We start from the raw sequence: 13,342 nt of genomic DNA on the forward strand, positions 1-13,342 counted from the left end.
TATTTTTTTTCATCATTTGTGTTTTTTTTCCGGCCGCTTCTTCGAAGCGGCCGGATTTTTTATCTTCTGGCTTTAAAATACTCTGCAAAGGAATCACAACCGCTTATCATATCGGAATAGTAATCACCATAATTATGGGCCAGATCCTGATAATATTTATTTTTCTGAAGTCTTTCCTCTTCATATCCTTCAGGAGCGTAAAAATAGTCTACGGCTTCCTCCTGTTTAAAATCCAGTTTATAGTTTTCACATCGGCCCTGCATCCTCAGGCAGAGTGCTTTGAACTTTTCTGTTTTAGCCTGTTCCAATGCTTTTCCGTAATAAAATTTGGCCAGATTTGCGGTATTGAACTCTTCATTATCTTCACGAACGGAAATGTTTCCTGATGAACTCAGGCTGTACCTTGTCATCATCCAGGCATTTCCGTATTGTGACATATTATAATAGCAGTTGGCGATTAAAAAGTAATAGTAATCACGGTCTTTTTCATTGATATTTTCTGCTTTGCCTATATATTCTATCAGCTTTTTGGTAATACTGATTTTATTAAGTCTGAATTTTTCTTTTTTATCAATAAAATCCGGGGTGTATTTCAGTTCATAGAAAGGATTTTTGGCAAATATTTTACCGGCCTCCTTATTATCTTCTTTTTCTCTTTCCCAGAGCGCAAACTGTCCGTCAAAATAATCCTCACCTAATTTCTGGAAAACAGTGAGGGCAGGCTGAAGTTGATTTTCTCTAATGTATTTGGTTCCCAGCAGATCATAAAGCTCATTCATCTGGGTTTGTTTTAAAGGATGATATTCCCGGTAAAAGGGATCTTCACTTTTATTGAGTGTTTCTGCTTTGCTGAGAAAACTCTTCAACTCTCCGGAGGTATACACCGCATCAAAGTAATCAAAATAATCTGCATAATAATCTGTAAAGGTCTTTTTGGTATTTTTGAGAGATTTATAGAAAACAGAAAAATAGTCATTCTGATGGCTGGTGTCCAATGAAACGTATAAAAAGGCGGCATCATCGGTATTTCCCAGATATTCCAGTTCTCGGCCCAAAGCAAAAATAAAATATTTGTTGTGCTTATTTCTAAGCAGGATCTTTTTTGTTTTTTCAGGGATTATAGCTTTTCCGGGCTCCTGCCAGGCAAAAAGGTTAAGGGTTTTGATCAGTTCCAGATTTCCCCATATTTCACTGTTTACCGGAAGGATTTTTTCAAGTCCCGCAATTTCATTAAGGCTGCCTGAGTAATCCCGGGTCATAAGCATGAGTTCAGCTTTTACAAATTTCCAGAATTCCGGGTTTTCTACTTTGGAAAGGTCTGCAGCGTTGATAAACTCCAGGACTTTTCCGGCATATTCACGATCTGTTTCAGTTCTCTTTAAGATCCTTTGTATAGATTGACTTTCAGGATCATTATCGCTGGTAAAGTAATTTTGTCTTATAGCCGGCTCAAACAGGGAGTAATAAGGGGTATAAATCCAGTCTTCCAATTTGCTGGTTTCTCTTAGAAGCAGAAAACTCAGTCCTTCAGCTCCGGCGTCTACAGCATACATTTTTTTCAGGTTCTCCAGATTTTTTTCCGGATTGTAAATCCCATACATGAGAAGAACTGCAGATTTTTCAGCATTATTTTTTGCATATTTCAGGGTTTCTTCCTGAGAAAGTTTGGAAATAAAAAGCTGCCATGCCACGAAACGTTTTGCAGGAGACAGCGCAAACACTTTTGCTAGATAAAGGTTCTTTAATCCCGGATTGTCTTCTGAGACTGCTTTAAAGTAAAGAGCCCAGACATCAATAACCGTATCTGTTTTATCTACAGAGAAATATTGATCGTAAATTTGATTAAGGGTTTTCATTTCTCCCTGATAAAATGAGAGTCTTACAGCCAGGAAAGCATATCTCTTCCTGATTTCCATATTCCGGCTGCTTTTGGCAAAGGACACCGCTTTTTGAATCAGATCTTTTCTCTTGATATTGGCTGTTTTATCATTCCTTTCCCAAGGATCATCCTGCCAGGTATTGAAATATTCACAGTTTTTTGCGAACTTCAGATAATTCAGGGCCTCCGTATCTTTCTGGATGTAAAGGTATTTCAGAAAAGTATTCTTCCTGTCCGGACGGATATCAGAATAGCTGTAATTATTAAGAACGTCTTCTATATCTTCCAGAGAAGCTTTATTTCCGCAGTATTTCCTCCACAATTCTTCGTTATCACGAGTGTCTGCTCCTACTTCAGGTTCTGCTGTAAAACCTAACGCCGAATAATAAAATGAAGCATAGTTCCGGTAAGGAAAGTTCTTCGGATTTAAAAAGGAAAACCGCAAATCCTCACCGTAAGGATAATACCCGCAGGCCGTGATGATGCTACTTAGCAAAACGGCTATAAAAACTGCTAATTTCTTCATCGGTGTAATTTTTCAACTGGTTTTCGTCTAAATGGAACAGGGTTACCGTGATATTCTTATCGAATTTCACATGCTTTTTAATCAGTTCTATAGCCTGATTGATCTTATCTGTGGTTATTTCTTCATATTTTATTTTGTCGCCAATCCTAAGATAAGTCTGGTAATCCATCGCGGTATCTTTAGTCACTTCATACCACATCGGTTTTACAGATTTCAGGCTTTTCTTCAGCTGATTTCCGTTGTATATGATACCTGTAAAACGGTTATTCTGATAAATCTGCATCCATGAATACACAGGCAGGGCAATGTCCAGATGCAGAGGATACTTTTGGGTACCGTCCAGATAACTTTCCAGCTCTTTCAGGTCAAGGATTGAGTTTTTTGATTTGTCTTCAAGCGGATTGATAAGATTATAACACATTAACGTTACTTTATCTACCGGAGGAACTCCCATTTTATCAGGGTATTTGTATGGATAAAGACGAAGGGTGGCAGAGATCTGTTTTTTAGAGAGAGGCTTAAGCTTTTTCAGGAAATAGAAATAATTATTCTTTGTGGATTCTGTCCAGTCGCAATCAATCTGAATTTCTGAAACCTGTAGTGAATCCATTTTTTCCTGCGCATATTTATCGACAAGATAGTTGACATTATCTGCCAGCTGATCTAGCTCTTTTTCACTGCTTTTCTGAAAAACAATATTTTTAATATAGACTACCGGAATAACCTCGTAGCCTGCTTTTTCTCCGTTGCAGCAGGTATAATAACTATAACTGGTTTTGGAAACCGGAAAGTTTCCCATCGCTTCACTATAATCTACCTCAAAGAATTTTACATACAGTTTTTTGATGTCCTGATTTTTCAGAATATCTTTTTCTTTTTCAGACAGGGAATAGCTATCGGATTTCCAGTAGTAGAAAGCCTTTTCAACGGATTCTACTTTGTTTTCACAAGAAATCAGGAAAAGAACCAGAGATAGGAATAAGAATATATTTTTCACCAATAGATTGTTTTAAAAATAATACACTGTTGAATTGAAATGTTTTTACAAATGTAATTACAAAATCAATTCAACAGTGTATTATTTCAATCTATAATTGATAAAAAATTAAGATTTTTTAAGAATTTATTTTCAATTGATCTGAAGTCCCAGTTTTTCAGCTTCAGCGATGACAAATTTTTCAGCTTCTTCCTTGTCGTTCAGAATTTCACCTTCCAGAATAGCTTCTTTTACTTTTTCTTTAAGAATACCAATTTCGCGGCCGGGTTTAAGATTAAACATTTTCATAATCTCTTCTCCGGTAATCGGCGGCTGGAAGTTTCTTACCTGATCTTTTTCTTCCACTTCTTTGATCTTAACTGCTACATATTCAAAGTTTCTCTTGAATCTCTCCTGCTTTTTAGAATTCTTGGTGGTGATATCAGCTTTGCAAAGTGTGAAAAGGTCTTCCAGATTTTCTCCGGCATCAAACAACAGCCTTCTTAATGCAGAATCCGAAGCATCATCCGTGATTAATGCAATAGGGCGGGACGAAAGCTTAACCATTTTCTGAACATATTTCATATCACTTCCTAATGGCAGCTTCAGTCTTTGAAAAAGAGTTTTCACCATTTTCGAGCCTAAAAATTCATGTCCGTGAAAGGTCCAGCCTGTTCCTTCTACAAATTTCTTAGTGGGCGCTTTTCCTACATCATGCAGAAGTGCCGACCAGCGTAACCAGAGATTATCCGTATTTTCAGAGATATTGTCTACCACTTCCAGGGTGTGGTAAAAATTGTCTTTGTGGGTCTGCCCCTCAACTTCTTCCACTCCTTTCAGTTCGATAAGTTCGGGAATAATGAGCTTTAAAAGGCCTGTCTGCTCCATTAATCTTAATCCTACAGACGGTTTTTGAGACATCATGATCTTATTGAATTCCACCATAACCCTCTCCATAGAAACAATTTTGATCCTTTCGGCTTCCTGCTTTATCGCTTCTAAAGAATTTCCTTCAATTTTGAAATTAAGGGTGGAAGCAAAACGTACTGCTCTCATCATTCTTAAAGGATCGTCTGAGTAAGTCTGTGCAGGTTCCAAAGGTGTTCTCAAGGTTTCTCTTTCCAGATCACCAATTCCATCAAAAGGATCTACCAATTCACCAAAATTATCCTTGTTTAAAGAAATCGCCATGGCATTGATGGTAAAGTCCCTTCTCTTTTGGTCATCTTCAAGGGTACCTCCTTCTACTTCCGGTTTGCGGCTGTTTTCGGTGTAGCTTTCTTTCCGGGCTCCTACAAATTCCAGTTCAAGATCCTTGTATTTGATCATGGCTGTTCCATAGGTTTTGAAAACAGAAACTTTTAATTTAGGATCCAGATCCTGAGCAACCGTCTGAGCCAGCTCAATACCGCTCTGCTCTGTTACAAAATCAATATCGGTAGATGCTTTTCTTTTCATTAAAAGATCACGGACATATCCCCCAACGATGTACACCGACTGGTTATTTTTTTCCGCAGCATCAGAAATTATTTTAAATAATTTTAAATTTTTATTTTGAGTAAGATTAATTTTCATCGTTTATATAATAGATCATCTGTGTCCTAACCCAACTTTCGTTCTGTTAGTCATAATGAGCATACATTTTGTTAATTTTTCCTTCTTCATTAAAAAACATGACCTCAACTGCATGTTTATCCATAATAGATTTATAGAACAATGCTACTGAATTGACACCCGCCGTAGGCTGTATTAGCTCAAAATGAAGATCCGGAAATTTATCCCGTGCCTTTTTCCAGTATTCACGGACTGCTTCTTTTCCTTTGAGTGTACTTTCTTTTCCTCCTGTAGCCATAGCAATCATTGGTGTACTGATTTCGATGTCTTCAGAATAATGAGACAATATATCATCCAGATCGTGAGAATTCCAGGCACTGATCCATTCTTTAGCAAATTTTTGGTGGTTCATTGCGTAACTTTTATCAGTTGAAGTTTTGCAAAGATAGAATTAAAAAAAGAAATCCTGCCAATCCGGATTGGCAAGACTTTAAAACTCTTATTGTTTTGTGCGGGTTTATTCGCGTAACACTTTTATCCTGTTATCGCTCCAGATCTTGATGACAGAAGATCCCGAGTATTTTGAAACTTTCTCACGATCCTCTTCCACTGCATAATCCACCATACTGATAATCTCCGGTGAAATATCTGAAAATTTCAAAGGGCTCTTATCTCCACTGAAATTAGCCGAAGTAGACACCAAAGGTTTATTCAGTTTTGTAATCAGTTTTTTACAGAAGTCATTTTTTACCAGCCTGATTCCGATACTACCATCCTCCGCGAGTAATTCTTTCGGCAGTCCCCTTGGCTTTTCATAAACAATGGTTACCGGCTTTTCACTCAGGTCAATAATTTCCCAGGCCATTTCCGGAACATCCACTAGGTCCTGAAGCCTCTTTTCGGATTCCACCAGAATAATCATGGATTTGTTTTTCTCCCGTTTCTTAATATCAAAAATTTTGTTAACCGCCTCTATATTGGTAGCATCACAGCCAATCCCCCAAATGGTATCGGTAGGATAAAGAATGGTTCCGCCGGATTTTAATACGTCTATAATATGTTCCATAATTCTGTAAAATTCAAACTGATGATAAAGGTAGAGAATCTGGTGGTTTCGGGCCAAATTTAATTTGGGAAATTGGTTGGATGGGTGTTTTTTATTTATTTTTTATTTAAGCAGGCTGAAGCCCGTTTCTATTGAATAAGGAAGTCATTTTACAAATCTAATTTTTATTATTTGTTTTAACCTATTTCATTTATTCTGTTAAAAATAAAACAAATTAAAGCCATTCTATTGGATGCATATATTTACGTGGTATCCTTTAATCTAATTTAATTATTCTTGTTGATATTCAAAAAAAATAAAACGGGCTTCAGCCCGTTTCAAATTGATTTATTATTTACCGTTTATTTTAATCTCTATTTCAATCCCGGTAAATATCTTTCCTTAATAATCTTCAGGTGATGGTAGTTGTGTCCGACAACCAGTTTTCCGATTGTTTCTACGGAAATTTCGTTTCCGTTGGCAATACCTGTATTGTTTAAAACAGATGGTTCGAAGGTTTCCATCATGATCTGTGAGGATTTCCTTACCAATTTATATTCTTCCATTAGAGATTCCAGAGTTCTTTTATCCGCGTAAGAATTACCGGCATACAATTCTTCATCAAAACCCGGAAGTGATGCTTTTTCTCCTCTTGCAAAAGCTAACATTCTGTATTGAAATACTCTTTCGCAATCTGATAAGTGCAGTAAGAGTTCTTTTAAAGACCATTTTCCTTCGGCATAGGCAAAATGGGATTGCTCTTCAGTAAGGTCTGAATATAATGCAATGGTTTCTTCTCCTGATTTTTTTAATTCTTCCAGCCAGTCTCCCGCAGGAATCTGATCTAAATATCGTTGAATGTATTTTTGAAAATCTGTCATATTTTGCTTTTGATTTTTATATAAAAAGTGTTTTGAAATTGAGTTACAAATTAATAAGCATACAATTATTACTCATTACCTATTCCTCATGGTATTGGTCCATTCGTAGAAATTTACAGAATCATATCGTTCAAAACCGCACGACGGATAAAGCCGGTTTCCTACATCGTTTGACTTTCCGGTTTCAAGGAGCATACCACAGGCATTTGATGATCTGCAAAGATCTTTGGCGGCTTCTATCAATTCTTTGGAATAGCCTTTCCCTCTATGGTTTTCATTTACATAAAGATCGTTCAGCAACCAGTAACGCTGCATTCTTGTCGATGAAAATATAGGATACAACTGAACAAATCCGGTTAATATTCCATTATCTCCGACTACAAAAATTTCAGAATCTTCGTTTTGAATTCTTTCTTTCAGGAAGTTTTCAGCGGCAGGAATATCAGATTCTTTATGATAAAAAATCCTGTACTGGTCAAATAGTGCTGACAACTGTTCAAGATCTTCAAGGGTAGCTTTTCTTGTATTTTTCATATTTATTCTGTGATGGTGTTTAATAGCAAAAAGAGAGTTTCAGCGAACTGATCCTCTCTTTTTTGATATCTATTTTAAGAAAAAGCTTTTTCTAAATCTGCAATCAGATCTTCTGCATCTTCAATTCCTACGCTTAAACGAACAAGGTCATCTGTGATTCCCAATTCTGCACGTTTTTCAGCTGGAATGGAAGCGTGTGTCATCAAAGCAGGGTGGTTCGCAAGAGACTCTACTCCTCCTAAAGACTCTGCCAGTGTAAACACTCTTACTTTTTCAAGGAATTTAATGGCATCTTCTTTTTTACCTGATTTAAATGTAAAAGAAACCATCCCTCCGGATTCTTTCATCTGGGATTTTGCCAGTTCATACTGAGGGTGAGATTCCAATCCCGGATAAATTACTTTATCTACTGCAGGATGGGTTTCCAGATATTTCGCTACAGCAAGTCCGTTATCAGAATGTCTCTGCATTCTTAATGCCAGTGTTTTGATTCCTCTTAAAACCAGATAAGAGTCGTGAGGTCCTAAAATACCACCGCTTGCAAACTGAATGAAGTGAAGTTTTTCTCCCAGTTCAGCATCTTTGGCAATAAGTGCTCCGGCGATTACATCCGAATGTCCACCCAGATATTTTGTAGCGGAATGCATGACGATATCTGCTCCTAAATCAATCGGTCTCTGAATGTAAGGAGTAGCAAAAGTATTGTCAACGGCAACCAGAATGTCTTTTCCTTTTGCCATGTCAACAACCGCTTTAATATCTACTAGCTTCATCAGCGGATTGGTAGGTGTTTCCACCCAGATCAGTTTTGTTTTATCGGTAATGACATCAGCAATTTTAGAAACATCATCAAAATTCACAAACGTAAATTTCAGTTGGTATTTCTCAAAAAGTCTGGTAAACATTCTGTAAGTACCTCCGTAAAGGTCGTCTACAGCAATCACCTCATCACCGGGGTTTAACAGTTTCAGAACACAATCAATAGCTGCAAGACCAGAACCGAAAGCAAGACCTCTCGCTCCGTTTTCAATGCTTGCCAGAGAGTCTTCCAAAGCCTGTCTTGTAGGGTTGGCAGCTCTTGAATATTCGTATCCGGAATGTACTCCCGGGCTTTTCTGTGCAAATGTAGAGGTTAAAAATACAGGTACATTAACAGAACCTGTAGCAGACTCATGATGCTGCCCTCCGTGAATTACTTTTGTATTAAAGTTCATATGTATATAATTTGAAAATCTGAAAATGAGTTAATTTGAAATAAAGCAGATACTGATCAGCATTTTAAATAATCAATTTATTCTATCGTAAAATTAACTCGTTTTCAAATTGTTTTACATTTTGATAGCTGATTTTACTGCGAATTCTTCTGCGATCTGCTCTATCCATTGGGCAACATCTTCTTCACCAGTTGCTCTCTGATAGGTATTTCCTAAAGAAACTAAGATCTGGTGAATAAACATCTTCATCTGGTCTACCGGCATTTCTTTAGTCCAAAGATCGATTCTTAACGCTTCCATTGCTTTATCATCCCATACAGAGATCATGGTAGCCTTAGTTTCTTCCTTTTCCACACCTCCATCCTGAGCGTTCCATGTAATATTTTCAGGAATGTGGTTTTCATCCAGCTCTACATCTATCGTAATCTGAGTTTTTCTCATATCAATCTAAAATTTTTCTGCAAAGTTAATACTTCTTTAGCTTATCTAAAATTTCTACGAAATTATCTTCATCAGGAAAAGGCGTATTAAAATTAAAAATCTTTCCTTCCGGATCTACAATGATAAACCTTGGAATAGACTGAATTTTATACTGACCCATAAATTTCTCAGCATTGGTAAGCCAGAACTGCGGATTATTGGATTTCTTGGTTTTAAGATAATTCACCCATTTTGATTTATCCTCATCAAGACTGATGGAAATAAACTGGATGTTATCAGCATATCTGTACTGATGGCTTCTGGTTTCAAACACCGGACGGATCTGCTTACACGGCCCGCACCATGTAGCCCAAAAATCAATCACCACATACTTTCCTTTATATTTTGAAAGATTCTGGGTTTTCCCTTTATCGTTTTCAAGAACAAGATCAGGAAATATGGCGCCTTTCTGCGACCTGTTAATTCCGTCAAGTTTTGAATAAAGCATGTGCTTATAATCCGTATTCTGTATTTTATTGATCTCAGCAGCAAAAAGTTTATTTCTTGCCAGGCTGTCAGACTGAAGTTCAATATTTTTTGAAAGATGTTTTGATAAAAGCTGATCTTTTGAAATTCCTGCAGGAAGCCGGTCTATTTTGACAAAAAGAATACTGTCCGCATTGGAAGCCTGATCAGCATCGGTAAGCATCATATCCAGCTTATACTGAAGATAATTATCGTTTTTGCTTAAAAGCGGGCTTGGCTTCTGAATATTATTATTCAATTCATCAAGGAAAGGTTTCGGAGGGGCAAACTTAGGATCATTCCATGAAGTCATTTTTCTGTAATTATTGATTTCATTGAGGTATTCAATGGCCATCAGCTGTTTTCTGTAGGTTTTATAATCATCCGAAAGGGCATTATTTTCCGGGTCTGCAAAAACATCCAGAATTCTTTTGTTTTCCTTCCAGTCGGATTCTGCCAGTTCATAAAACTTCTCAGGATCATTATTATAATTCTGCTTTTCCAGTGAATATCCAAATTCATACCCGAAAGAATTCTCTGTATTCTGATACTTCTGATCTGCTTTTCTGTTGGAATTAACGTAGGACACCATTTTGGTACTGTTAAGTCTGATATCAAAATCAAACCAGTCTCCGCTGCCCATGAAAATATTGGTCTTTTTATTTCCTATTTCCAGAATATATTCGCCTAATGGAAGCTCTTGTGAAGTAGTCCAGCTGAAGGTATTATTCTTCACTGCCGCAGCCCCTATCTTTTTATGGAAATCTTTAGAATAGATACGTACAGAATCGATCTTCAGATCAGTCTGCAGTTTTCCATTGATCACCACTCCTTTGTCACTCCTTTGATAGGCTCTTGGTTTCTGGAAAACATACAGAAATCCTCCTGTAATAATCAGAAATACAGATGAAACAATAATCTGTTTTTTATTTCTAAGAAAGGCATTTTTGAATCCTTTCTTGCTGTACCAGAAGTACCCCAATATAAGGAAGACCACCATCCAGAAAAGGCTAAGATATTCCGAATAGGAAATAAAACTGTTCAGTTCTCTCACTTCCACAGATTTTGAGAAGATATACAAAGAACTGTAAGGATTAAAGAAAAAAGACTGTTTCTGTATCAATGAAGCGATGTTCGAAGCCAGTCCCAGACAACCGATCAGAAACGACCAGATAAACCCCGGAAATACCACCGAAACACAAAGCTGTAATGCTGCAATCCCTAAAACAGTTATGAAAACCCTGATGATAGTCTTAATCATCCATACCCAATCCAGATTCAACAGTTTTGCAGGATTCGGGTGAATATAGTAATCTATGGTTGACATGATGATGCTGAAACCAAAATAAGAGAGAATACAGATGAGACTCATCAGAATCAACACGATATATTTGGCAAAATAAAGCTGAAATCTGCTTACCGGTTGGGTTTCCATCAGCTGCCAGCCATTGTTTTTATGATCAGTCTGGGCAATTCTATTGGCGGCAATGATCACAAATACAAGCAATATAAAAAAGGTAAAAGATTTAATGGCATCTCCGGTGATAGCGTCTTCAAAAACAGAATACGGAAGCTCTCCTTCCACCACAAATTCTGACTCAAAAAATCCTGGAATGAATCCCAGTAAAGGAATCAGACCTCCTAAGATGATGGCAATATAAGTAAGTCCCAGTCCTTTTGTTTTCAGCCATTCGATATTGATCGCGGTTATTAATTTTTTCATCTGTTATTAGTTTTTAGTTATTTCCATGAACCAGTCCTCAAGGCCTGCACTGTTTTTAATTTCAAAAATTTCAGCATTTTTCTGCACCAGCATTCTGACAAGAGCAGCAATGTCTTCTTTTGATCCGGCTGTGATTTCTATGGTATTTTCATCAATTTTCTGAGGTGAATAATTTTCCGGAATTTCACTGATGAACTGTGATGCATGATTCAGCCCTATTCTGATATGATCGTAGCGGTAAAGTTCATTCAGATCTTTAATGCTGCCTGTGAAGCGTATTTCGCCATGTGAAATAATCGCAAGATGGGTGATCATTTTTTCAATTTCCTGAAGCAGGTGGCTTGAAATAAAAATGGTTACGCCTTCTTCCCTGTTCAGTTTGATCAGAAGTTCCCGCATTTCCAGCATTCCATTTGGATCAAGTCCGTTTACCGGTTCATCAAGGATGAGAAGTTCGGGTTTCCCCAGGAGGGTCATGGCGATAGAAAGTCTTTGTTTCATTCCCAGAGAATACCGTTTCATTTTCATGTTCCGGCTGTCCCAGAGGTCTACAAGGCGTAGAACTCTTTCACATTCTGCTTCCGGCAGTTCTCTTAATCTGGAGATCACAAGAAGGTTTTCCCATCCCGAAAGATGGTCATAAAAGGCTGCCGTGTCAATCAGACTCCCTATTTTATTGAATCCATCAGGATAAAGGTCTGATAATTTCTGATCAAAGATTCTGATCGCTCCGTTTTCATCAGGAATGCTGCCGATCAGCATTTTCATAGTGGTGGATTTACCGGCTCCGTTGGCTCCTAAAAAGCCAAAAATGCTTCCTTTCGGAACCGAAAGGTTAATATTTTTAAGCACCGGTTTGTTTTTAGAGAATTCAAAACTCAGATTTTGAATCTGTATCATGTTGTCCATGGGTGTATTTCGTTTGTAACAAAAATACAATTAAAACGGTATTATGCAATACAAAGTAGTATGTTTTTTAAAATTTAAATATGAAAAAGCCTCCAGAATAGTTCTGAAGGCTTCTGATTTTTATTGTGATTACTTTATTTAGGCTTATATCCTGATTCGTTAAATATTTTGGTAGCATCAAGCTTTAGGAAATCAGCAAGTTTAGTTTCAGGTTTCTGTTTAAAGTAGGATTTACAGATCTGCCATCCGGTAAATATTCCGATCTGTGGCGAAGAAACATTATCAATCTCTGTATAAAATTTCGAGAACGGGCCCGGTGTAATAAAACGTTCAACTAATCTCGGATCATCACCAAAGATCAGATTTCCTTCCACGAAATAATTCCAGATATTGGCTTCATTGGCTACTGCCCACTCGTATTGTTTCTGGGTGTAATTCATTTTCAGATAATCAGGAGTATCTGGAAGAAAAGCGTCCTGAATCATCATTATTTTACCGTTCAGGATCACCTGATCAATGAATTTCTGGTGATCAGGAGATTCTGTCACAATATTTTCAGCAAAGATCTGTGAAACTTTAGGAACAATATTCTGCGGGTTCATCGATTTCTGAAAATACAATTCCAATCCTTTATAATTTGGATTTCCATCGCCCATGAAGCCTGTAATATCAATGAACAGCTGATTTCCTTTTGTATCATAAATAATAGGATCCTGAACCATCTGCAGAGCGGATGAAAACAGATATACTTTAGGACTTTTGAACTGCGGGAAATAATATTTGATATGGGAAAACAAATCCTGAAGCTCTTTCTGAAGCTTAGCCTGATCTATTTTTCCAGCAGCTTCTTTATAGATCTTTATTTCCTCTGCATCGGCTCTTCTCTTCTCAAAATCAGCATCGGAAACAGTCCCCTGGAACCATGGAAATTTGGTTTTAAACTGGTCCAACGGAATTTTTACATCATAAAATTCTTTGGAAATATCTGTGATGTCTACTTTCTCAGCAGTTTCTTTTATTTCTACCTTCCACAGATCTCCGGATTCTTTTTTGCAGGAATCCAATGACAGAATTAAAATAGAAGAAAGCGCAATAAATCTGAAAATCTTCATTATTTTTACATGAAATTTAAGGACACAAAAATAAGGATTAAAAA

Annotated in this window: 12 protein-coding genes; all 12 read right to left on the reverse strand. The window is 37.1% G+C overall.

What is annotated here, in order from left to right; all coding sequences use genetic code 11:
- Nucleotides 1-59: 59 nt before the first annotated feature.
- The 12 genes from FW768_RS09200 to gldB all read right to left on the reverse strand — a co-directional run bounded on the left by FW768_RS09200 (nucleotide 60) and on the right by gldB (nucleotide 13,298).
- Nucleotides 60-2,405, reverse strand: coding sequence for a hypothetical protein (locus tag FW768_RS09200; protein ID WP_153394733.1), 2,346 nt, complete (start codon nucleotides 2,403-2,405; stop codon nucleotides 60-62).
- The gene (locus FW768_RS09205) at nucleotides 2,365-3,402 is read right to left on the reverse strand and encodes a hypothetical protein (protein ID WP_153394734.1); all 1,038 of its coding nucleotides are present in this window, start codon (nucleotides 3,400-3,402) and stop codon (nucleotides 2,365-2,367) included. Before FW768_RS09205 ends, FW768_RS09200 begins: the two co-directional genes overlap by 41 nt.
- 132 nt (nucleotides 3,403-3,534) lie before the next feature.
- The gene (locus FW768_RS09210) at nucleotides 3,535-4,956 is read right to left on the reverse strand and encodes a CCA tRNA nucleotidyltransferase (protein ID WP_153394735.1); all 1,422 of its coding nucleotides are present in this window, start codon (nucleotides 4,954-4,956) and stop codon (nucleotides 3,535-3,537) included.
- A gap of 46 nt (nucleotides 4,957-5,002) precedes the next feature.
- On the reverse strand, nucleotides 5,003-5,347 hold the full coding sequence (locus FW768_RS09215) for a nuclear transport factor 2 family protein (protein ID WP_153394736.1): 345 nt from the start codon (nucleotides 5,345-5,347) through the stop codon (nucleotides 5,003-5,005).
- Between the two features lie 105 nt (nucleotides 5,348-5,452).
- Entirely contained in the window at nucleotides 5,453-6,001 is a 549-nt protein-coding gene (locus FW768_RS09220) for an L-threonylcarbamoyladenylate synthase (protein ID WP_153394737.1), read from the reverse strand.
- Nucleotides 6,002-6,354: 353 nt separating this feature from the next.
- Entirely contained in the window at nucleotides 6,355-6,861 is a 507-nt protein-coding gene (locus tag FW768_RS09225) for a DinB family protein (protein ID WP_153394738.1), read from the reverse strand.
- Nucleotides 6,862-6,936: 75 nt separating this feature from the next.
- A complete protein-coding gene (locus FW768_RS09230; protein WP_153394739.1) occupies nucleotides 6,937-7,395 on the reverse strand; it encodes a GNAT family N-acetyltransferase in 459 nt (152 codons plus the stop codon).
- 74 nt (nucleotides 7,396-7,469) lie between these two features.
- Nucleotides 7,470-8,609, reverse strand: a complete 1,140-nt coding sequence (locus tag FW768_RS09235) for a cystathionine gamma-synthase (RefSeq protein WP_153394740.1) — start codon at nucleotides 8,607-8,609, stop codon at nucleotides 7,470-7,472.
- Between the two features lie 114 nt (nucleotides 8,610-8,723).
- Complete coding sequence (gldC, locus tag FW768_RS09240; RefSeq protein WP_153394741.1) at nucleotides 8,724-9,050, reverse strand: gliding motility protein GldC; 327 nt, start codon at nucleotides 9,048-9,050, stop codon at nucleotides 8,724-8,726.
- 25 nt (nucleotides 9,051-9,075) lie between these two features.
- Complete coding sequence (locus FW768_RS09245) at nucleotides 9,076-11,277, reverse strand: thioredoxin-like domain-containing protein (protein WP_153394742.1); 2,202 nt, start codon at nucleotides 11,275-11,277, stop codon at nucleotides 9,076-9,078.
- Nucleotides 11,278-11,283: 6 nt separating this feature from the next.
- Nucleotides 11,284-12,186: an ABC transporter ATP-binding protein gene (locus tag FW768_RS09250; protein WP_153394743.1), complete on the reverse strand. Its 903-nt coding sequence runs from the start codon at nucleotides 12,184-12,186 to the stop codon at nucleotides 11,284-11,286.
- Between the two features lie 134 nt (nucleotides 12,187-12,320).
- The gene (gene gldB / locus FW768_RS09255; protein WP_153394745.1) at nucleotides 12,321-13,298 is read right to left on the reverse strand and encodes a gliding motility lipoprotein GldB; all 978 of its coding nucleotides are present in this window, start codon (nucleotides 13,296-13,298) and stop codon (nucleotides 12,321-12,323) included.
- Nucleotides 13,299-13,342: the final 44 nt, after the last annotated feature.

The sequence above is a fragment of the Chryseobacterium vaccae genome (assembly GCF_009602705.1).
GTDB classification, from domain to species: domain Bacteria; phylum Bacteroidota; class Bacteroidia; order Flavobacteriales; family Weeksellaceae; genus Chryseobacterium; species Chryseobacterium vaccae.